This window comes from Cytobacillus sp. Hz8, from assembly GCF_042263505.1.
In the GTDB taxonomy this organism is placed as follows: Bacteria; Bacillota; Bacilli; order Bacillales; family Cytobacillaceae; genus Bacillus_BE.
The window spans coordinates 90,474-110,567 of record NZ_JBHKFI010000010.1 but is presented as its reverse complement, the minus strand read 5'-3'; the positions used below and the strand labels follow the sequence as shown (position 1 = coordinate 110,567).

The window sequence follows — 20,094 nt, the reverse complement described above, 5'->3', positions numbered from 1 at the left end:
GTAGTAAACTTCCATCCAATTGAGAAGATTTCTACCTCCGATTCGAATTAGAAATGAACTTGTGAAGGAGACCACAACTGAATGACTGAAACTAAATTACAGGATCAAGCCTATGATGCGAATCAGATTCAAGTATTAGAAGGACTAGAGGCTGTTCGAAAACGGCCAGGGATGTATATTGGTTCAACATCTGGGCGAGGCCTTCACCATTTAGTATGGGAAATTGTCGATAATAGCGTGGATGAAGCATTAGCAGGATATTGTAATGAAATTAACGTAGTCATTGAAGTAGATAATAGTATAACCGTTACAGATAATGGCCGTGGAATTCCTGTTGATCTTCATGAAAAAGAAGGTAGACCTGCCGTAGAAGTCATTTTAACTGTTCTACATGCTGGAGGAAAGTTTGGCGGTGGAGGATATAAGGTGTCAGGAGGACTACACGGGGTAGGGGCCTCTGTCGTCAACGCCTTATCCTCTTTGATGGAGGTCTTTGTCCATCGAGGAGGAAAAATACATTATCAAAGCTATGTACGTGGAGTCCCTCAGGAAGAATTGAAGGTCATAGGTGAAACGGATCATACTGGAACAACCATCCACTTTGTTCCAGATAATGAGATATTTACAGAAACGCTTGTCTATGATTATGCTATTCTCGCAACAAGATTAAGAGAGCTTGCTTTCTTGAATAAAGGAATTCTGATTACGATCAGAGATAAACGAGAAGAGGATAAAAAGGATGAATTCTACTATGAAGGTGGGATCAAATCCTATGTAGAGCTATTAAATGAAAAACTAAACGTTCTAAATGAAGAACCAATCATGATTGAAGGGGAAGCAAAAGGGATTTCATTGGAAATTGCTATTCAATATAACGAAGGCTATCAAGAACAGCTTTTATCATTTGCAAATAATATCCATACCCATGAGGGAGGGACTCATGAAGCTGGATTTAAAACAGCCCTCACAAGAACGATTAATGATTTTGCGCGGAAAAGTGGGCAAATAAAAGAAAATGAGGCCAATTTTTCCGGTGAGGATATTCGGGAAGGACTAACAGCGGTCATTTCCGTTAAACATTCCAATCCACAATTCGAAGGGCAAACGAAAACAAAGCTTGGCAATTCAGAGGTAAAAACTGTAACCGATGCGATTGTTTCTGAAAAGCTTGAGCATTTCTTGCTTGAGAATCCAGCTATCGCTAAAAATATTATCAATAAAAGCATCCTAGCTTCAAAAGCAAGAATAGCTGCAAAAAAGGCAAGGGAATTAACACGTAGGAAAAGTGCTTTAGAAATTTCTACTCTTCCAGGAAAGCTTGCAGACTGTTCTTCAAAGGATGCATCAATCAATGAATTATTCATTGTCGAAGGGGACTCTGCCGGTGGTTCAGCCAAGCAGGGGAGAGATCGCCATTTTCAAGCGATTTTGCCATTGAGAGGAAAAATTCTGAATGTGGAAAAAGCAGGGATGGATCGGATCCTTCATAATGCCGAAATTGGGACGATGATAAAAGCGATTGGGGCTGGTATTGGCGATAGTTTTGAATTGGAAAAGTCGCGATATCACAAGGTCGTCATCATGACTGACGCAGATGTAGATGGTGCCCATATTTGCACTCTCATGCTTACTTTTTTCTTTCGATTTATGAGACCCCTAGTTGAAAATGGCTGTATTTACATTGCTCAACCACCGCTATATAAAATACAACTAGGAAAGTATATTCAATATGCTTATGATGATCGTCAGCTTGAGGCCGTCTTATCCACACTTTCAAATACACCTAAGCCCAATTTACAACGCTACAAAGGACTAGGAGAAATGAATCCAGAGCAATTATGGGAGACGACTATGAATCCATTTACAAGAACGCTCCTTCAGGTCAGCTTGGAGAATGCTAAGGAAGCTGATACAACGTTTGATTTGTTAATGGGAGATAGGGTAGAACCACGACGCCAATTTATTGAAGAAAATGCAGTATATGTGAAAAATCTTGATGTTTAAAACTATGTAAAATAAAAATGACCCAATTTACAAGGGCCATTTTTCATATTCTAATGGAAAAAAACTTATTTTTGCTCCTGAAGCAGTTGCATCACTTGATCCTGAATTTCGGAATAAGTCTTATTTAAGGCTATTGATATTTCTTTAAATAGTATACGTTGTGTAGTGTCCAATAGCTTTCGGTCTTGTTCATAAAGCTTTTTATCATGAATCTCAGCTTCAATTTTTTTTCGCATGAGTGTATTAACCACTTTCGATATTTCCATTCGATTTCCTTTGCGAATAATATCGGAATAAGTGTTATGACGAAAGTTAGCATTATCATTCCATTTGACTCCTGGATTTTTAAATGATTCAAGAATCTTTAAAGCATCCTCTTTATGAATCAATTCGAGCATTTTAACTTTATCATTATTGACAGGAGTACTGATGGTTAGATCATGAATATTTTCTAGAGGATGTAAAACATAATAAGTTCTGGTCACACCGGAAACGCTTTTTTCGCAAATATCATCAATTTGGCAAATGCCATGTGAAGAATAGATTATCAGATCCCCAATACTAAACATTTGTTCACTCCCAATTTTAACGTCACTGATTCAATCATATCGCAAGGAAATAATATTGTCAACCAAGTTGACTTGGTTGACAATATTATTGATATTACCTGGATTAGCGTATTTACTTCAAAATGAAAGATTAAACTACGAAAAATAAAGATAAACCAGGATAATTTTCATTCTTTTGTTATCTTCCTTTTGTATAATGCTAAAGGTTGGAAAATTAGTTCCTGAAAATCTGATATTTTTTCAATCTCCATTTTATGATTTAAGAATTTGGGAAATTCCAATGAAATGATCGATTTCGATTTTCTTTTTTTACACGAGAAGAATTTGGCGCTAATGTTCTATTAGCAAAATCATTGAGAGATAAAGAATTTGCATTCTCTGTGTCTGAATCCGCAGTAGAACTGGAAGTAGAACTGGAAGTAGAACTAGGAGAAAGCGAAATGGTATTGCCAAATATAACAGTTGCCGAACCAGATATCTGTGAAATGACTACAGACCCAATAAATATCACAAACAGGACTCCTTTTAAGAAGATCAAAATTAAATATAGTAATAGTACAGGTTATGCATATTCTGTTCGAAAGGAAATGGACAAGAATTGAATTATCATCAAATTTCATATGAATCACCCATTTATCGATAAAGAGTCCATAATCAACCTAAAGACTCAGATTATAAAATGTTGAATGGAAAAATGACATTTCAAGACGGATTAAAGCAAATCGATCAAGCTACACAAAAAATTTTAGAAGCAAATCAATTAATTGTCGAAGCTGTGTTAAAAGCTTTTCTCTTCACTTGTTGGATTGGGCCTATACCTATTCCTTCTTTATCTTAACCAAGTTTAATTTTTCGCCACTTGCATTTTAGATCGCATGCATTTGAGAAAATCCAACAAAAATAAATGAAAAAAATCTGTAATAGTCAATAATGGAAATAGTTTTATTCTTTTCCGCATTTGCATGGTTAGTAGGAATTTTAAAAATTTTGTTGAATAATGAAAGAATAGTAATTATCAATAAAAATCTCTAGGAAATAACTACCTTTTTCAAATTCCTAAAGGAGTCTATCTTATGAATGTATATTGTCATAGTGCCTTGCATCAAATAGAGATTGCCATTAAAACAATTATCAAAATGATGGACCGGTTAGATGAAATAGATTTAGAGTTCCGGCCAACCGAACAAAAGCATTCAATTGGTGAATTATTGCAGCATATTTCCTTCATCTGTGAGGCAGACTTCCATATCATAAATGGTGCCACGCAGGAGGAAATGGAAACCTTTTATTCTCAAATTTCCAATCAGCATATCGAAATCATAAAAACTACTTTACTGAAAAACTTTGATTCACTCAAAACCCACTATATTAAGCTTTCTGAAAGGGAACTGTTTCAGGAAAAGACTTCTTACTGGGGAATTACCTATACAAAATATGAATGGTTATTAGAAATACTGGCGCATATTTATCATCACAGGGGTCAATTGCATGCTATGCTGGTTCATTGCTATAGAAGAGATCCACAGGTTCCTTTATTTGAATAACTGAAGGATGTATTCTGCTGGCATTGTTGAAATACCGTTTGACAAAATGAATTTGATTCATTATAATTATCTCATATTCAAGATATTTTAATTCAATATATATTAAAGGGGTGAACTGAATGAAGAATTTTTGCAACAATTTGCCCTTTTTCTTCTTAATGGAATCATCGAAAGCCATCCAGGAAAGAATGAAGATGGAATTAACGGAATTCAGTCTTAACCTGACGGAATTTTCCGTATTAGAGGTGCTTTATCATAAAGATAAACAAACAATTCAACAAATTGTGAATCACGTTTTAATCTCTAGTGGTTCCATGACTTATGTAATCGATAAGTTAGAACAAAGGGGGCTATTAAACCGAATGTCCTGCCCCGATGATCGTAGAGCCATTCATATTGCACTAACAAACGGCGGCCAACAATTAATGGAAAAAATCATGCCCAAACATTGGAAATTTGTGAATGATCTATTTGAGCCATTCAATGAAGAGAAGAAAACCATTTTTATTGATATGTTGAAAAAAATAAAAATGAGAACTAAAAAATAGCTAATTTATCATGATATTGGATAGATAGCAGCAATTATCCATTAATAAATTTTTTTGCTTAATTATCTTGAATTCAAGATTCTTTAATTAGAGGAGATGCATAAAAATGTCAGATTTTATTCAATTAGTAAAAGAAAGAAGATCCGCTATGAACTTTCTTCCGAACCAACCAATTCATCCGGAAGAACTGAATGAAATGTTTGAGCTTGTGAAACTAGCTCCTTCTGCTTTTAATCTGCAACATACCAATTATATTGCTGTTACAGACCCTACCACTAAAGACCAATTAAAAGAGGCAGCTTATGGACAATATAAGGTATCCAGTGCTTCTGCTGTCATTCTTGTATTAGGAGATAAAAAGGCCTATGAGCAAGCTGCAGAAATTTACTCAGGTTTGCAGCTTTTAGGCATACTCAATAAACAGGAATATGATTTCATGGTCAATGATACCGTTACTTTCTATGAATCTAGAGGATCAGAATTTCAAAGAGAAGAGGCCATCCGAAATGCCTCCCTTTCCGCCATGCTGTTCATGCTAATTGCAAAAGAAAAAGGCTGGGATACTTGCCCGATGATTGGATTTGATCCAGAAAAGGTCAAGCAAATCCTGAACATTGATGACCAACACGAGGTAGTGATGATGATGACCATTGGAAAAGAAAAAATATCCAGTCGGCAACCAAGAGGGTATCGTAAACCGGTAAGTGAATTCGTGCAATTTATTTAATATCATGTTTAAAAAAGAAGCTTTCAGTCTGTTTCCATAAATAAAATAGGAATAGGTTTTGTCGAATGAGCCAATTAAATAACTTCAGAATAATACAACGAACTTTATAAATACATCTAATAAACAAATTTAAAGTTCAAGTATGAAAGCGAGTATAAATGAGGCAAAGGTCTAAAAAATCCATTAACAGTGAATATCCTAAACAAAAGTTAGAAACAATAGGTGGTGTAAAAATGAGGTTTTTATCCAATTTATTCAAAGATACAACTAAAAAGGAGAAATGTGAAATGAGCAATGTAAAATTAGCAGTAATTTTTTACAGCATGGGTGGAACAAATCTACAACTAGCCAAATGGGCGGAGGAAGGAGCTAAGGAAGCAGGAGCTGAAGTAAAGGTGTTAAAGGTGCAAGAATTAGCTCCTCAATCTGTCATTGAAGGAAACGAAGTTTGGAAGGCAACAGTGGAAGCTACAAAGGAGATTCCGATTGCAACTTCAGATGATATTGATTGGGCAGATGCTATTATCTTTAGTGTGCCAACTCGATTTGGAAATATGCCTTCTCAATTAAAGCAATTTCTCGATATCCAAGGGGGCCTTTGGGCATCAGGAAAAACCGTAAATAAAGTAGTAAGTGCCATGACCTCAGCACAAAACCCACATGGTGGTCAGGAGGCAACACTTTTATCTTTATATACATCTATGATGCACTGGGGAGCCATCATTGCAACCCCTGGTTATACCGACCCTGTTTTATTTGGAGCTGGCGGAAACCCATATGGAACAAGTGTCACAGTTGGCCAAGACGGAAAAATGATTGAAAATGTAGAGGCAGCCGTAAAACATCAAGCCAAGAGAACAGTTACAGTCGCTGGATGGGTGAAGAACGGAAAACAATAAGCTATTTGAATTGGTGGTAATTGCATTTATTTATCATTGGTTGTTGAAGTAAAGTGATGAGGTCGAAAAAAAGCGGAGTCATCAAATCTATTTCAACAACTAGTCATCATTTGCGAAACCCACCATTGAAAATAAAAAATCAACCGCATAAACCGAGCCTGCGAACAATAATAATAATATAAAAGAAATGATCAAAGATTGATATTGTCCCTACTAAGGCATTAGAAGGGGGCTGTTTGTTGAGAAGAAAGAAACACATGAATTTGATTCTTTTTTTGCTGTTCTGTTTTTTTATCATTATTGTCGTTAATATCATTCTTCATGTAAAAATTTATATTGTATACAGTTCCGGTGTTGGTCCCATTTTCTTCATAGGGCTCCTTATATTATTCTTGGTGGTCTTTTTTATAAAGTGAAACTTCCATCAGTGGGGGTTTTCTTCATCCCCCACTGATGGTTAGTTGAACCAATCACGCTTATAGCGCCACGTCCTGTGGCTTCGACTGACTAGGACGTCCTGTCCGTCGTCGGACCTTTACGGGCAGTTGAACCCCCACCTATCTTCTTTGTATACGCAGAATCCCCGAGGTGGGGGTCTTACTGCCCGTTAAGGCGGGATAAAAGGATAGGTTCATAAGTGATTGAACTTTTGACCTGTCCTTTTTCATTTCGTCAACGAAGACAAGCTTCACCTAAATTTTCCTTTCTTACGTATTTTTGAACCGATTGGAAAAAGTAAAGATGAAATTTATTCGAATAATGTATGGTGCATGGTTGATTTACTTATAGCCCCTCCTTATTTGGGACAATCATGGCTCCATATCATCTTCGCAACCATTGGAGTAGGACTTCCAGCAATAAGAAATGAAGCCAAGTGGTTATATGATCGCATGATGGACGACTTTTTTCTTCTGCTTGTTTCCATTGGATTTTTCTTCATTATCGGGATTGGATTATATGCACACTTGCCATTTGAAAAAGGGGTTAAGAGGCATATAATATCCAAGAAAATCACCATTTTAGATTCTACACATGTGTGAAAAAAGGAAATTTGTCAAATCAAGAAATATCCGTTACATTAATAAAATGAAGAGTGTTGGAATGTGTAAGTAATAGAAGGAAAAACACAGGATCAACCATCAAATAATCATACACCGAAGGTAGGACTGAACATGACGGAACAAAGCATTATCTTTTTTGATATTGACGGAACCTTACTCAATTTTGATAAAAAATTACCTCAATCTACAAAAGAGGCGGTTTTTAAATTAAAAGAGCTTGGACATATTGTAGCGATTGCAACAGGGCGTGCCCCCTTTATGTTTGAGGGATTGCGGAAAGAACTAGAAATTGATACATATGTGAGTTATAACGGGCAATATGTCGTATTAAATGGGGAAGTCTTATATACAAATCCATTAAATATTGCCTCACTCGAGCAATTAACTGAATTTGCACTTAGCAACAATCATCCCGTTGTTTTTATGGACCATGAGGATATGAAAGCCAATGTACCAAAACATCCATTTATTAAGGAAAGTATTGCTACCTTAAAAATTGATCATTTTCCAACACATGATCCAAATTATTACAAAAGCCATGATCTTTATCAAACTCTCCTCTTTTGTCCTGAAGGGGAAGAACACCAATATATAGAAAAGTTCACTGCTTTTGATTATATTCGATGGCATCCGGTCTGTGTCGATATCCTGCCAAAAGGTGGCTCTAAGGCGAAAGGGATTGAAAAGATCGTAAATGCTTTAGGAATTCCAGCTAATAAACAATATGCCTTCGGGGACGGACCTAATGATTTTGAAATGCTCACAACAATAGAAAATAGTGTTGCCATGGGAAATGGAGAAGAAAAACTTAAAAAGTTAGCCAAATATGTGACAAAATCCGTTGAAGAAGATGGTATTCTTTATGGTCTCCAAATGATTGGATTACTATAATATTTCTCAAAAAACACCGCGATATCATAATTGTGGTGCTTTTTTTAGAGAAATTTAGTTTCAAATACATCTAACGTCGTTCATTGGAAGGAAAACATATTTCCATACCAGGGACACTATTTTTCATTGAATTATGGTTGCTATCAGCCATATAAATCGATAAAGTTATAGATAGGTTCAACAATCAGCACATTTAAATAGTGAAATAGCTTTTTTATCCAACAAGTTTAACTAACTAGAAAAGGAGAATAGACCGATGGGATACAAACTGATCGCCTGCGACATGGATGAAACTCTATTAAATGACCAGCATGAGATTTCTCAAAGAAATATCGAAGTGATACAAAAAGCGAAGGAAGAATATGGAGTTAAATTTGTACCTGCAACAGGGAGAAGCTTTATGTCAATCCAAAGATACTTAAAGAATCTACATTTATACGATGAAGTTGGAGAATACATCCTTTCCTTTAACGGTGGCGCCCTAACTGAAAATAAAGGAAACCGTTTAATGCAATTCAAAGGTTTAAATTTTGATAAAATGAAAGAAATTTTTGAGTATGGATTAACAAAGGATGTCTGTATTCGTCTTTATACGATGGACAAGCTCTATGTTTATAATATTTCTGAAAGCGAAGCGGAAAAAATTGAAGCGAAAAAAGAAGCAGTCACTATTATGGAAGAAAATACCGTTGATTTCTTAAAAGATGAACCCATTGCTAAGATTCTTTTTCAAAATGTAGATGTCCCATATTTAATGTCCTTAGAGCCGGATATGGAGCCGATCACTGACGGAGAAGTAACCATCAGCTATTCATCTAACCGCTATATGGAATTTAATTCTTTGGGAGTCGATAAGGGGCAAGGGCTAATTGATTTAGCTAAAATTCTCAATATCGATATTAAGGATACGATTGCAATAGGGGATAATTATAATGATGTTGCTATGCTAAAAGTAGCTGGATTATCGGTAGCCGCAGGGAATGCCCTTGATGATGTAAAAAAAATCTGTGATTATACAACAAAAGCTGATAATAATGAAGGCGTTGTGGCAGAGATTATTGAACGATTTATTTTTAATAAAACACAAGTTTAAAAGGAAAGAGCAGTGTTAACCCTTAACCCTGCTCTTTCCTTTTTTCAATTCTAGCATTTCGATAGCTAGTAAATATTTAATCAAGGTAATGCAAATCATATGGTATCCAATCCACAGTATGATTCATCCTTTTGGTATAAAAAAGGATGAATTTTTATAAACTCAAAATGAGTCATAATGGAATTATCCAATAAAATGCTGACCATAAAGACCGTGATTATTGATTGCCGGATTTTCAATTTGAACCGTACAATGCCGAAGACTGTATTTATCCTTTAACATTTGATTGATATTCGCTATGAGATTAAAAGATTGGTATTCTTCATGAACAAAAACATGGGCTACAAGTGAATAATGTTCAGTCGTAATCGTCCAAAGATGGAGTTCATGAACATCCACAACTCCGTCAATTTCCAATATATCCTTTCGAATCTTTTCTAAATCATAACCGTTCGGAACCGCCTCCATTAAAATCAAATAGGATTCTCGGATAATCTTTGTACCGCCGACTAGAATTACCCCACCAATGACCATACTGATTATTGGGTCTAAAATTGTACGACCTGTAAAATAAATCAAGATTGCGGAAACAATGACCCCAATAGAATTAAGGAGGTCACCAAAAAAGTGCCAAAGTGCACTTTGGATATTCAAATTATTCTCTTTTCTAGTACTTCGGACTAACACTACGGTAAGAATAATATTTACCAGTAGGCCAAGCACCGCAACAAAAAGCATATAGGTTAAATCCACTTCTCTAGGAGTAACAATCCTCTTGATTCCCTCTACAAATATTCCCATCGCAATGATTATTAACGCAAGACCATTAACAAAGGAAGCTATTATCTCAAAGCGAAGAAATCCAAATGTATATTTACTGTTCGAGTTTCTTGTTGCCAAATAAATCGCTGTAATACTTAAACCAAGAGCAACGACATCTGACATCATATGTGCTGAATCTGATAAAAGCGCCAAGGAATTTGCTAATAAGCCACCCACAATTTCTACTAATGTGAAAAAGAGCGTAAGAAATAAGGAAATCCATAAGGTTTTCTTCGATTTTTGCTGCTCTTTTACATGCCTGAGATGGTGATAATCTTCCATTTTCATTTTTTTCATCCCCTTATAGGCTCATCATACTGCTCAGATATACCGAAGTCAATCTAATTGAGAAAATTAATATTTAATTGAGAATAATAATCAAGTATACCTTTAGATAAAGAGGAAATTGTAATTAATATTACTCTCATTATTGATAATAATTATTATTTATAATGAAATATTTACGTATAATTTGAAAAGAGAGGGTAGAGACAAAATATAACTACTGAACACAAATCAATTAGATAAATATTCCTGTATACTATGATGATTTTATGATAAATTAAAAGAATGAAAAAAATATTTCTTACTCTTATTATGGTAATTACACTATCTAATTTCTTTTGGCATCAAAAGACGTTTGCGAAACTGCAATCTACCGTTATTGCCCATAGAGGTGCCTTCGATAGAGCACCTGAAGAAACAATGTCTGCTTTTCGCATCGCTGTTGCTGATAAGGTTGATTATATCGAAATGGACTTACGTGAAACGAAAGATCGTCAATTAATCTTAATGCATGATTCTACTTTGAATCGGACGACTAATGGTGTTGGAGATGTTCATCGCTATACTTTAGCACAACTAAAAAGACTAGATGCAGGAAGCAAATTTAGTCCTAATTACACAAATGAACGCATTATCACTTTAAATGAATTAATCAACCAGTTCGGGGCTAAAACCAAATATTGCATTGAAACCCGAAAAGTAAATCAGCAATTAGTCATGGAAAAACCCTTGCTTGATTTATTAAATAAGAAAGGACTCATCAAAAATAATCGAATCATGATTGAATCATTTTCTGCCTCAAGCCTAGTGAAAATACATAAAATGAACCCAAAGATTCCCTTAATTCAATTAGTCGAATTAAAACAGCCAAGTCAAATTACAGAACAACATATTCATAACTGGAAAAAATACGCGATTGGAGTAGGGTTGGACTCCCGTATAGTGAATAAAACGAGCATCGATAAATTAAAACGAAATCATTTAAAAATCTATGTTTATTTTTTACCTTCCGAGAAAAGTGAACAACAACGAGTTCTAAAACTAGGAGTTGATGGCGTGTTCACCAATTACGTGCATTATACAAGATCCCTATTTTGAGCCTAACTTCAATTTAAGATTCTTCCCATTTCATCTTTGAAATGGGATTTTATGTTATTATAGGGGGGAATCGTAATGCAGAGGAGTGGGTTTTTAGTGAGCTTTGAACTGGAGTATTTAAGAGTCATCAAAGATCGATTTCATACTTTAAAGGACCTCGGTGAAAAAACGATTGAACAATTAACAGAACAGGACATTCATTGGAACTTAAATCAGCAATCCAATAGTGTTGCTATTATCGTCAAACATATAAGTGGAAATATGATTTCAAGATGGACAGATTTTTTACATTCAGATGGAGAAAAGCCCACAAGACAACGTGATCAAGAATTTATTGATACTTTGTCATCTAAAAAGGAATTGATGAAAGATTGGGAAGCAGGGTGGAATACCCTCTTTCATGCCATCAACGATTTAAATGAAAATAATTTATTACAAACAATTTACATTCGTGGGGAAGGGCATTCTGTAGTAGAGGCGATTGAAAGACAATTTGCCCATTACGCTTACCATATTGGGCAAATCGTCTATATAGGGAAGCAGTTAAAAGGGCGCGATTGGAAAAATTTAAGTGTCCCATTCGGGGAATCTGAACAATATTTGCAACAAAGACTTGAGAAACATCTTTCAGATAAACCAGGGAAACTTCCGAAACAATAAAATGAAAGGTGTGAATATATGACTACTAAAACTCCTAAACTGCCATTATCAACCGAAGAAAAGACTCATTTAAAAAAGCGAAAATCAAATTAAATCAAATAGCAGATATGGATTCCGCTTCAATATGCATTAGTCTTCAGTGTACAGAAGAGCGGGCCAAGTATCTTCGTGCCTTGGCTGAATTCCAAACCATTCCTTCTATTGGACCTAAGTCAGCACAAGAAGTCATTGATTTGGAATTTTTCTCTCTTGAAGAAATAAAAAATGAAGAGGGCGCCGATTTAATCAATCGCCTCGAGTCACTTTATGGATTTTGGGAAGACCCATGTGTCGAGGATACTCTCCGCTGCATCGTTCATCACGCCAATCATCGGGATAGCGGGAAAAGTTGGTGGGACTTTACTGAGGAACGAAAAAAATATCGCATTCAATATGGATATCCATCAACAAGACCTCAAACACCTTGGTATGAAAAGAAAGTAAAATTATCCAAAACTTAAATGTCATAACAAACTCCGATCGTGTACTTTGTTGCTTTTTCAAGCAGAATAATTAAATTCTAGGAACAACTGTGTCCGAAAAAAGGATAATTCGAACTGCTAGAATTTTGGAAAACAGCTTTTTTACAATAAAAACCTTTCCCATTTTGTTTTCTATTCCACTTCAACTTAAAAACAAACCTTTGCAATCGAAAATATTAAAACCTAATTTGGAGGAGAACCATCATGCTTGATTCTACTGAATTAAAATTACAGCTTCTGAAATTAGAACAAGCACTCTTATCGCCTGAAATTCGAACTTCACCGCAAAAATTAGAGCAATTCCTTGCCGATGATTTTTTTGAATTTGGAAGTTCCGGAACCATTTGGTATAAAAAAGATTCCGTTGAAGGCGGAGGTTTAACAGTCCGGAAAATGACCCTTACTGACTTTAGTATATATCCATTATCTGAAGATGTGGTGTTTACGACATATCGGATTCAAGACGAAACAAGAAACCGGGAGACTTTACGGAGCTCCATCTGGAAATGGAAAGATGGTCGCTGGCAAATGTTTTTTCATCAAGGAACAATAACAAGCTCTTAAATAAACAACCCGTGTGCATATCATTCGTATGTTTTCCCTATAAATAGTAGTATATATAGTAATAAATATAAACTTGGAGGATCTACTCATGGAGATAGGGATCAGTACTTTTGTAGAGACGACACCAAATGTAACAACGGGACAAGTCATCAGCCATGCCCAAAGAATTCGCGAAGTTGTGGAAGAAATTGTACTCGCAGATCAAGTAGGATTGGATATATTTGGTGTTGGAGAACATCATCGTGAAGATTACGCAGCTTCTGCACCTGCTGTGATTTTAGCTGCGGCAGCCTCCCAAACAAAACGAATCCGCTTAACCAGTGCCGTCACAGTACTTTCTTCGGATGACCCTGTCCGAGTATTTCAAGATTTTGCAACGCTCGATGCTATTTCAAATGGTCGGGCAGAAATCATGGCAGGTCGAGGATCGTTTATTGAATCTTTTCCATTGTTCGGCTATGACTTGGATGATTATGATGAATTGTTCGATGAAAAATTAGACCTATTATTAAAAATCAGAGACTCTGAAAAGGTGACATGGAAAGGGAAACATCGTCCCTCCATTCATCAACTCGGGATCTATCCACGACCTGTTCAAAACCCATTACCTGTTTGGATTGGAAGTGGAGGAACCCCGGAATCTGTTGCTCGTGCAGGACAACTTGGTTTACCTCTAGTACTTGCCATCATCGGTGGCAGTCCACTGCAATTCGAACCTCTTGTACGGCTTTATAAAAAAGTGGCAGCTCGTGCAGGACATGATATATCGAAATTACCCGTTGCTTCTCATTCCCATGGATTCATTGCAGAAAGTAATGAAATGGCTGCAGAGAAGTTTTTCCCTTCAACACAACAAGCGATGCAAAAATTAGGACGCGAACGGGGATGGGGACCCTACACACGCGAAACCTTTGATGCTGCTCGAAGTTTTAAGGGAGCCTTATATGTGGGAGATCCTATGACCGTAGCTAAGAAAATGATTCATCTAAGGAAGGATGTCGGAATTACCCGCTTTATGCTCCACGTTCCAGTGGGTACGATGCCTCATAAGGATGTAATGCGAGCCATTGAGCTGTTGGGAAAAGAAGTTGCCCCAATCGTAAGAGAAGAAGTCACGAAATGGGAACAACAATGAAAAACAACTGCCCCCAATGCTTTACATGTGTAAACCTTTGGGGGCAGTTGTTCTTGCTAATATGGAAATTGCGTGGAATAATTACTAAACTGCTGATAAGCCTGATCAATCTTCTGTTGATCTGCCGCTTCTAACTTGTACCAGCCTTCTTTAAACATAAGATTGAACAATTCACGAGTGCTATTATGAGTTTCCTGTAGAATCTGAAGGACTTCCGTATAAAGCTGCTGATGACTTGCTTCACGAACGGCAATATTTAAGCTATCCGTAATATATTTACATGTGCTTAATCCATCGTTTAAAAAATCCCGATCATTCATTTGCTGATTTTTAACCTGTGGTAATTGACCTGTTTGTGGATTTGCAATTTGATTGCTTTGCATTCCTTGTTGATTTTGCATTCTTCTCACCTCAACCTTAATGTGGCATATTCTGATTTTGATTTTGCATGCTTGTCATAGCGGATTGATTATCCACCTGTAAATGAGACAAAATTCTTTGATAATGATCTTGATGCATTCTACCTGCTTGGTCAAGGGCTTGCTGAATTTCTCCATTGCTCACCTGTGTCGCAAGAAAATGAAATTTCTTCGCTGCTAACAACTCCCAAGAAAGCACATCCTTTAAATATAAAAGATCCTTTGTTGTAATCGCCTCAGGGGGAGAAGGCATGGGTGATTGGGCATTATTCATATCATTACTCCTTTACATCTCAAATTCATTCACGTTATTAGAATGAACTTCAGATGTTCAATTTATGCGAGGATTAAAATTGTTTGCTTTATATTTCTTATATTAGTCCTTTAAATTTCTTCATCTTCTTCATTCCAGACACATAATCCCTTTCCATGGTCAAAATCTCCAAAACTAAATATTAAATGAAAAAATATCCATTATATTCGCGCAAAATTAATGGCAAACTCTAAAAATAAGCTTGACCGATTACATAAATACTGATAAAATTTTAAATTATCTTACAATAATATATTGAAAGAAACTAAAAATGAGAGAAAGCAAGTATTTTCTCTTATCAACACTTCCATCATACACTGCAATGATCGCTATGGGGCCACTATAGCAGGAGCAATTTCTGGAGAGATCGCACAATGGCGACGCCGAAGGGTTCATAATCTCAGGCAAAAGGACAGAAGAGTAATCAACTTTTATTTGTTTATTCTAACGTTCATTTGAGATTGGAGAAGAACTCCAATCTCTTTTTGTTTTATAAAGGAAAATTACAAACTAGGCTATTTTATCCTAATAGAATAGGAGATTATTATGATTATTCGAGAAAAGGAATTTTGTGTTAATTCTTTGTACTATTCCATTCGATCGGCAAGTCCTGTAGATGCAGAAGAATTAGCTCATCTGCGTGTAAAGATAGATGGGGAAACAGAAAATTTGGACAGGGAAAGTGGGGAGGACGTATTGGATCCTACTAGCTTTGAACAATTGATTCAAGCGGATTCCCAGAGTCCAAGGAATCTCTTCCTAATTTCCCAAACTGAAGACCGTATCATTGGCTATTCAAGGTGTGAAGGAAATAATTTAAAAAGATTGACTCATCAGGTGGAATTTGGAGTATGTGTCTTAAAGGAATATTGGGGTTACAAAATTGGTACCCAACTATTACTTGAGTCTATTGCCTGGGCAGATTCCAGCCAAATCAAAAAAATGGCTTTAAAAGTATTAGAAACCAATGAAAAAGCCATTAAACTTTACCAAAAAAATGGCTTTGAAATCGAAGGTATCTTAAAAATGGATAAACTTCTTTCTGATGGGAAATTTTATAACACAATTATAATGGGGAGATTTCATGCTGAATCATTTTGAAATAAGACATATGGCTGGAAAAAGAATCCTGCTTTATCTCTGTGGGTATTTTTTAAATTCGGCATAGGTGTTAAACATCCATAGACTTTAGAAATACCTAATAAAAACATATGGGGGAGACAAACGTGACTGAGCACAAATTAAAAAGAGATTTAAAGAATCGCCATGTCCAGCTAATCGCCATTGGTGGAACAATCGGAACAGGATTATTTTTAGGCTCTGGAAAAGCCATTCAATTGGCAGGACCGTCTATAATCTTCGCTTACTTAATAATCGGAATTGCCGTCTTTTTTGTGATGAGAGCATTAGGAGAATTACTTTTATCGAATGCAGGTTACCAATCTTTTACCGATTTTGCAGCAGAATATATTGGACCTTGGGCAGGCTTTATTACAGGGTGGACCTACTGGTTTTGCTGGATAATGACAGCGATGGCTGATATAATTGCCGTCGGTGTTTATGTACGATATTGGTTTGATATTCCGCAATGGATTCCTGCGATTGTAGGGATTATCATTCTATTAGGATTAAATTTATTAACCGTTAAGCTTTTTGGGGAATTAGAATTTTGGTTCGCTATTATTAAAGTCATTACAATTCTATGTTTGATAACGATTGGTATTATTCTACTTATCATGGGATTCCAAACGAATACCGGAACGGTAGCGGTTCATAATCTTTGGAAGGATGGAGGTCTATTTCCACATGGAGTCTCTGGCTTTTTATTATCATTCCAAATGGTGGTTTTCGCATTTGTGGGAGTGGAGCTAGTTGGAGTGTCCGCTGCAGAGACTGCAGACCCAAAGAAAAACATTCCATCTGCAATCAACAAAATTCCGCTTAGAATCTTATTTTTCTATGTAGGAGCTTTATTCATTATTTTATGTATTAATCCTTGGGATCATTTGAATGCGTCTAGCAGTCCCTTTGTACAGGTCTTTAAGCTAGTCGGAATACCTGTGGCTGCTGGAGTCATAAATTTTGTCGTCCTAACCTCAGCCGCTTCAGCTTGTAATAGCGGATTATTTTCAACGAGCCGCATTTTATATAATTTAAGCAGCAATAATGAGGGACTCCCAAGTTTTGCTAAATTAAATAAAAATCATGTTCCTAGCAACGCGTTGTTGACATCCGCAGTAGTTCTTTCAGTAGGTGCTTTACTAAGCAAACTCATTCCCGAGCAAGCCTTTGGAATTGTTACTACCATTAGTGCGATCTGTTTCATTTGGGTATGGGGCATTATCCTAATCTCTCATATCATTTATATGAAAAAACGTCCAGATTTACGAAAGAAATCCAGCTTTAAAGCACCATTGACACCGTTTATCAACTATGTGGTGCTTGCCTTATTTGCTTTTATTTTAATCATCATGCTAGTAGCTGAGGCAACTCGAATGGCTTTATTATTAACACCTATATGGTTTGTTCTTTTATTTATTTTCTATTTTTATAAAAGAAACGTGAAAATTGTCGTACCGAATCCAAACAGAACAAAAAGTTAATCTATCTAATGCAAATAGCGGAAGTTCACTTTAATAGTTGAACTTCTGCTATTTTTGTATAGAACAAAGCGATTTACAATTATGAAATTGGCCGTTTTGTTTTTCTAAAAACCTTACAATGCAGATTATGTTAACAAGAAAGACAATCTATCACATCCAAAATACAACACCAGTAAGACCTTGTACCGTTTTTTCCTTGGTTGGATTATATATCTTATATGCCGCAGCACTGCTCCCGCTTATTCCAACAGCGATCCTCAATGAAAATGTCAGCCCGATGGTAGCCTCCCTTTATCGCTGGGGAATCGACTGGGCAGGGACCGTCATGAATATTATCTTAATCTCTGCGATTTTTTCTGCAATATTATCATCCATTTTCGGATTAGGCAGAATGATTCGCTCCTTAACTGATAAAGGTCATGCACCATTATTTTTGAAAGATCATTCCAAAGTACCTTATCGCGGAATCATTTTTTCTGAATTCGCTATGCTATTAGGACTTGGGTTTGGGCTTTTATTTCCAAGGGTTTATCTAGTATTAATCACTACTGGCGGTTTTGCTTTACTCTTTACCTATGCGGTCATAATGGCCAGTCACATTCGCTTTCGAAACCGAGATGGCTGTCCGCCTGACGGGATTTGCCAAATGCCAGGATTTCCTTATACCTCATGGGCCGCTTTAATCAGCCTGATTCTCATTTTATTGAGCATGCCACTTATTTCCGGTCAAGGAACAGGTCTTATTGCCGGAATGGTGATGGTTGCAGGGTATGCGCTGATCTACTTAGCCGTTAGATCGCGAATCAAAACAAAAGCGGTCAGTCATGAATCAAAACATATCAAACTTGAAATATTTCAGCCGAAACTATTAACAGAATATTCTCAAGAGCTTAGAGTAAAGGAAAATAAGAAGACTACAAAAAGTAATGAAACAGATTAAAATGATAATGCCTTACTTTCAATTGAAAGCAAGGCTTAGATTGGTTTCATAATTCTTAACTGAACTTTCTATAAAAAATTTCATTTTAATTTTAAAAAAGATCTAATTAGCAGCTAAAATAAATAAAGTGCAGAGATGATTCGATGACTTACATTTACGCCTTGGGATATTCTTCTTCATTCTATCATCAGATCTTAAAGAATAAGTGGAACAAGTGGGACTAAAACCGTCAAAAATAATGCAGATGTCGTCATAGCCGCATTTCCCATCGCACCTTCTTCTTCCCCCCAATTGAAACAATGATTGGCACCTAGCATTTGAGCAGATGTCCCAAGAGCAAGTCCCTTAGCTGACCTACTTGTAATTCCAATGTATTGGAGTAACTGAGGTCCAATCAAAACAGATATCAAAGCCGAAAGTATCACATAAATAATTGTGGTTGAGGCTAATCCTCCTAAATCAATCGAGATCGTTAAAGCAATGGGTAAAGTAACTGACCGCGGAATAAGGGAAGCTTGGAGTTGATTATTTAAGTGAAATAAATGCGATAGCACTACAACAGTCGCTACACCACCTGAAGTTCCACATATGACTCCGGCAAGGATTTTTTGATAATTATTCTTTAAAAAGGACCATTGCTTATAAAGGGGGATAGCCAATGCAACTACAGCTAATTGCAATAATTGATTAAAGACAAAATTCACTCTTTCATATGTTTCTTCATGTACATGAAAGAGAACAAGAAACATCGTTAGAAGAAACGAAGCGGTATATAAAGGGTTTAACCAGCTTTTATGATATTTTCGAAATACTTTTAACGAGAATAAGTAACAAGCAATAGTTAAGAGAATACAAGAAGATGCCTTCAAAAAAACTTCATTCATTAGCTCTCCTCCTTTTTAATTTTTCCACCCACTCAACCATAAAAGCGGAAGTTAACAAGCAGCTAACACTGCTCACGATTAAAATAAGAAAGACATTCCAATGTAAAATGCTGAGGAAACTAAATGATATAAATAACCCCGCAATCGGTGGGATAAAAAGGAAGGTTAAATGCTTTAGAAGAAAGGTGGCAGCTTGTTCCACCCATTTTAATTTCAAAAATCCAGTTAACAAACTTATAAATAGGAACAACATTCCCACAATGGAACCGGGGAGGGGGAGATGAAATAACTTCACCATTCCATGACCAAGGAACAGAAATCCGGTTAGAATAATCGTTTGAATGCCCCATTGAAGTTTCATATTCCTTCACTCCAATCTTTGAAAAATTTACCTTTATTGTAGCGGACCCATATTTCTTTGTCAGTTTTATTGTAAGAAAATCTAACAAATATTAATTTATTATTTCAAAATTATTGTTAGAAAAACTAACAATTACAATCTTGTTTCCTCTAT

23 protein-coding genes and 1 riboswitch are annotated in these 20,094 nt (G+C 36.0%); of the genes, 17 read left to right on the top strand and 6 right to left on the bottom strand.

Annotated elements, in window-relative coordinates; translation table 11 throughout:
• Positions 1–81 precede the first annotated feature (81 nt).
• Positions 82–2,004, top strand: coding sequence for a DNA topoisomerase (ATP-hydrolyzing) subunit B (gyrB, locus tag ACE38V_RS13765; RefSeq protein WP_375841989.1), 1,923 nt, complete (start codon positions 82–84; stop codon positions 2,002–2,004).
• A 65-nt stretch (positions 2,005–2,069) separates the two neighbouring features.
• On the opposite strand, the gene ACE38V_RS13760 is transcribed toward gyrB, so the two are convergent.
• The gene (locus ACE38V_RS13760) at positions 2,070–2,573 is read right to left on the bottom strand and encodes a CarD family transcriptional regulator (RefSeq protein ID WP_375841988.1); all 504 of its coding nucleotides are present in this window, start codon (positions 2,571–2,573) and stop codon (positions 2,070–2,072) included.
• A 380-nt stretch (positions 2,574–2,953) separates the two neighbouring features.
• Between ACE38V_RS13760 and ACE38V_RS13755 the strand changes: the two genes are divergently transcribed.
• The 8 genes from ACE38V_RS13755 to ACE38V_RS13720 all read left to right on the top strand — a co-directional run bounded on the left by ACE38V_RS13755 (position 2,954) and on the right by ACE38V_RS13720 (position 9,336).
• On the top strand, positions 2,954–3,175 hold the full coding sequence (locus ACE38V_RS13755) for a hypothetical protein (RefSeq protein WP_375841986.1): 222 nt from the start codon (positions 2,954–2,956) through the stop codon (positions 3,173–3,175).
• A gap of 471 nt (positions 3,176–3,646) precedes the next feature.
• Entirely contained in the window at positions 3,647–4,117 is a 471-nt protein-coding gene (locus tag ACE38V_RS13750) for a DinB family protein (RefSeq protein ID WP_375841985.1), read from the top strand.
• A gap of 119 nt (positions 4,118–4,236) precedes the next feature.
• Entirely contained in the window at positions 4,237–4,665 is a 429-nt protein-coding gene (locus ACE38V_RS13745; RefSeq protein WP_375841984.1) for a MarR family winged helix-turn-helix transcriptional regulator, read from the top strand.
• Between the two features lie 106 nt (positions 4,666–4,771).
• Entirely contained in the window at positions 4,772–5,392 is a 621-nt protein-coding gene (locus ACE38V_RS13740; protein ID WP_375841983.1) for a nitroreductase family protein, read from the top strand.
• A gap of 287 nt (positions 5,393–5,679) precedes the next feature.
• Complete coding sequence (wrbA, locus tag ACE38V_RS13735; protein ID WP_375841981.1) at positions 5,680–6,291, top strand: NAD(P)H:quinone oxidoreductase; 612 nt, start codon at positions 5,680–5,682, stop codon at positions 6,289–6,291.
• 770 nt (positions 6,292–7,061) lie between these two features.
• Positions 7,062–7,331: a hypothetical protein gene (locus ACE38V_RS13730; protein ID WP_375841979.1), complete on the top strand. Its 270-nt coding sequence runs from the start codon at positions 7,062–7,064 to the stop codon at positions 7,329–7,331.
• A 132-nt stretch (positions 7,332–7,463) separates the two neighbouring features.
• On the top strand, positions 7,464–8,243 hold the full coding sequence (locus tag ACE38V_RS13725) for a Cof-type HAD-IIB family hydrolase (protein ID WP_375841977.1): 780 nt from the start codon (positions 7,464–7,466) through the stop codon (positions 8,241–8,243).
• A 256-nt stretch (positions 8,244–8,499) separates the two neighbouring features.
• The gene (locus tag ACE38V_RS13720) at positions 8,500–9,336 is read left to right on the top strand and encodes a Cof-type HAD-IIB family hydrolase (protein ID WP_375841975.1); all 837 of its coding nucleotides are present in this window, start codon (positions 8,500–8,502) and stop codon (positions 9,334–9,336) included.
• Positions 9,337–9,519: 183 nt separating this feature from the next.
• On the opposite strand, the gene ACE38V_RS13715 is transcribed toward ACE38V_RS13720, so the two are convergent.
• Positions 9,520–10,446 carry a cation diffusion facilitator family transporter gene (locus ACE38V_RS13715; RefSeq protein WP_375841973.1) on the bottom strand — a complete coding sequence of 309 codons (927 nt, stop codon included), beginning with the start codon at positions 10,444–10,446 and terminating at the stop codon, positions 9,520–9,522.
• Between the two features lie 282 nt (positions 10,447–10,728).
• Between ACE38V_RS13715 and ACE38V_RS13710 the strand changes: the two genes are divergently transcribed.
• The 5 genes from ACE38V_RS13710 to ACE38V_RS13690 all read left to right on the top strand — a co-directional run bounded on the left by ACE38V_RS13710 (position 10,729) and on the right by ACE38V_RS13690 (position 14,421).
• Entirely contained in the window at positions 10,729–11,541 is an 813-nt protein-coding gene (locus ACE38V_RS13710; RefSeq protein WP_375841972.1) for a glycerophosphodiester phosphodiesterase family protein, read from the top strand.
• A 75-nt stretch (positions 11,542–11,616) separates the two neighbouring features.
• Entirely contained in the window at positions 11,617–12,201 is a 585-nt protein-coding gene (locus ACE38V_RS13705; protein ID WP_375841970.1) for a DUF1572 family protein, read from the top strand.
• A gap of 107 nt (positions 12,202–12,308) precedes the next feature.
• On the top strand, positions 12,309–12,701 hold the full coding sequence (locus ACE38V_RS13700; RefSeq protein ID WP_375841968.1) for a helix-hairpin-helix domain-containing protein: 393 nt from the start codon (positions 12,309–12,311) through the stop codon (positions 12,699–12,701).
• Between the two features lie 225 nt (positions 12,702–12,926).
• Positions 12,927–13,286 (top strand): nuclear transport factor 2 family protein, encoded by a 360-nt coding sequence (locus tag ACE38V_RS13695; protein ID WP_375841966.1) that lies wholly within the window; start codon positions 12,927–12,929, stop codon positions 13,284–13,286.
• Between the two features lie 88 nt (positions 13,287–13,374).
• Positions 13,375–14,421 carry an LLM class flavin-dependent oxidoreductase gene (locus tag ACE38V_RS13690; protein ID WP_375841964.1) on the top strand — a complete coding sequence of 349 codons (1,047 nt, stop codon included), beginning with the start codon at positions 13,375–13,377 and terminating at the stop codon, positions 14,419–14,421.
• A gap of 56 nt (positions 14,422–14,477) precedes the next feature.
• Here ACE38V_RS13690 and ACE38V_RS13685 read toward each other — a convergent pair whose 3' ends face one another.
• Positions 14,478–14,822, bottom strand: coding sequence for a spore coat protein (locus tag ACE38V_RS13685; protein ID WP_375841962.1), 345 nt, complete (start codon positions 14,820–14,822; stop codon positions 14,478–14,480).
• Between the two features lie 16 nt (positions 14,823–14,838).
• Positions 14,839–15,114, bottom strand: a complete 276-nt coding sequence (locus tag ACE38V_RS13680; RefSeq protein ID WP_375841960.1) for a ferritin-like domain-containing protein — start codon at positions 15,112–15,114, stop codon at positions 14,839–14,841.
• Positions 15,115–15,501: 387 nt separating this feature from the next.
• A riboswitch (glycine riboswitch) is annotated at positions 15,502–15,579 on the top strand.
• A 120-nt stretch (positions 15,580–15,699) separates the two neighbouring features.
• Between ACE38V_RS13680 and ACE38V_RS13675 the strand changes: the two genes are divergently transcribed.
• The 3 genes from ACE38V_RS13675 to ACE38V_RS13665 all read left to right on the top strand — a co-directional run bounded on the left by ACE38V_RS13675 (position 15,700) and on the right by ACE38V_RS13665 (position 18,696).
• The gene (locus tag ACE38V_RS13675; RefSeq protein ID WP_375841958.1) at positions 15,700–16,254 is read left to right on the top strand and encodes a GNAT family N-acetyltransferase; all 555 of its coding nucleotides are present in this window, start codon (positions 15,700–15,702) and stop codon (positions 16,252–16,254) included.
• Positions 16,255–16,379: 125 nt separating this feature from the next.
• Positions 16,380–17,756: an amino acid permease gene (locus ACE38V_RS13670; protein ID WP_375841956.1), complete on the top strand. Its 1,377-nt coding sequence runs from the start codon at positions 16,380–16,382 to the stop codon at positions 17,754–17,756.
• 127 nt (positions 17,757–17,883) lie between these two features.
• Positions 17,884–18,696, top strand: a complete 813-nt coding sequence (locus ACE38V_RS13665; protein WP_375841954.1) for an amino acid permease — start codon at positions 17,884–17,886, stop codon at positions 18,694–18,696.
• Between the two features lie 194 nt (positions 18,697–18,890).
• On the opposite strand, the gene ACE38V_RS13660 is transcribed toward ACE38V_RS13665, so the two are convergent.
• Complete coding sequence (locus ACE38V_RS13660) at positions 18,891–19,580, bottom strand: LrgB family protein (RefSeq protein WP_375841952.1); 690 nt, start codon at positions 19,578–19,580, stop codon at positions 18,891–18,893.
• Positions 19,573–19,941, bottom strand: coding sequence for a CidA/LrgA family protein (locus ACE38V_RS13655; RefSeq protein WP_375841950.1), 369 nt, complete (start codon positions 19,939–19,941; stop codon positions 19,573–19,575). Before ACE38V_RS13655 ends, ACE38V_RS13660 begins: the two co-directional genes overlap by 8 nt.
• Positions 19,942–20,094 lie beyond the last annotated feature (153 nt).

Bases quoted from the DNA above. Each gene is read 5' to 3' on its own strand.
- gyrB (WP_375841989.1), top strand. From the start codon at position 82: ATGACTGAAACTAAATTACAGGATCAAGCCTATGATGCGAATCAGATT.
- ACE38V_RS13760 (WP_375841988.1), bottom strand. From the start codon at position 2,573: ATGTTTAGTATTGGGGATCTGATAATCTATTCTTCACATGGCATTTGC.
- ACE38V_RS13750 (WP_375841985.1), top strand. From the start codon at position 3,647: ATGAATGTATATTGTCATAGTGCCTTGCATCAAATAGAGATTGCCATT.
- ACE38V_RS13745 (WP_375841984.1), top strand. From the start codon at position 4,237: ATGAAGAATTTTTGCAACAATTTGCCCTTTTTCTTCTTAATGGAATCA.
- ACE38V_RS13740 (WP_375841983.1), top strand. From the start codon at position 4,772: ATGTCAGATTTTATTCAATTAGTAAAAGAAAGAAGATCCGCTATGAAC.
- wrbA (WP_375841981.1), top strand. From the start codon at position 5,680: ATGAGCAATGTAAAATTAGCAGTAATTTTTTACAGCATGGGTGGAACA.
- ACE38V_RS13730 (WP_375841979.1), top strand. From the start codon at position 7,062: ATGGTTGATTTACTTATAGCCCCTCCTTATTTGGGACAATCATGGCTC.
- ACE38V_RS13725 (WP_375841977.1), top strand. From the start codon at position 7,464: ATGACGGAACAAAGCATTATCTTTTTTGATATTGACGGAACCTTACTC.
- ACE38V_RS13720 (WP_375841975.1), top strand. From the start codon at position 8,500: ATGGGATACAAACTGATCGCCTGCGACATGGATGAAACTCTATTAAAT.
- ACE38V_RS13715 (WP_375841973.1), bottom strand. From the start codon at position 10,446: ATGAAAATGGAAGATTATCACCATCTCAGGCATGTAAAAGAGCAGCAA.
- ACE38V_RS13710 (WP_375841972.1), top strand. From the start codon at position 10,729: ATGAAAAAAATATTTCTTACTCTTATTATGGTAATTACACTATCTAAT.
- ACE38V_RS13705 (WP_375841970.1), top strand. From the start codon at position 11,617: ATGCAGAGGAGTGGGTTTTTAGTGAGCTTTGAACTGGAGTATTTAAGA.
- ACE38V_RS13700 (WP_375841968.1), top strand. From the start codon at position 12,309: ATGGATTCCGCTTCAATATGCATTAGTCTTCAGTGTACAGAAGAGCGG.
- ACE38V_RS13695 (WP_375841966.1), top strand. From the start codon at position 12,927: ATGCTTGATTCTACTGAATTAAAATTACAGCTTCTGAAATTAGAACAA.
- ACE38V_RS13690 (WP_375841964.1), top strand. From the start codon at position 13,375: ATGGAGATAGGGATCAGTACTTTTGTAGAGACGACACCAAATGTAACA.
- ACE38V_RS13685 (WP_375841962.1), bottom strand. From the start codon at position 14,822: ATGCAAAATCAACAAGGAATGCAAAGCAATCAAATTGCAAATCCACAA.
- ACE38V_RS13680 (WP_375841960.1), bottom strand. From the start codon at position 15,114: ATGAATAATGCCCAATCACCCATGCCTTCTCCCCCTGAGGCGATTACA.
- ACE38V_RS13675 (WP_375841958.1), top strand. From the start codon at position 15,700: ATGATTATTCGAGAAAAGGAATTTTGTGTTAATTCTTTGTACTATTCC.
- ACE38V_RS13665 (WP_375841954.1), top strand. From the start codon at position 17,884: ATGTTAACAAGAAAGACAATCTATCACATCCAAAATACAACACCAGTA.
- ACE38V_RS13660 (WP_375841952.1), bottom strand. From the start codon at position 19,580: ATGAATGAAGTTTTTTTGAAGGCATCTTCTTGTATTCTCTTAACTATT.
- ACE38V_RS13655 (WP_375841950.1), bottom strand. From the start codon at position 19,941: ATGAAACTTCAATGGGGCATTCAAACGATTATTCTAACCGGATTTCTG.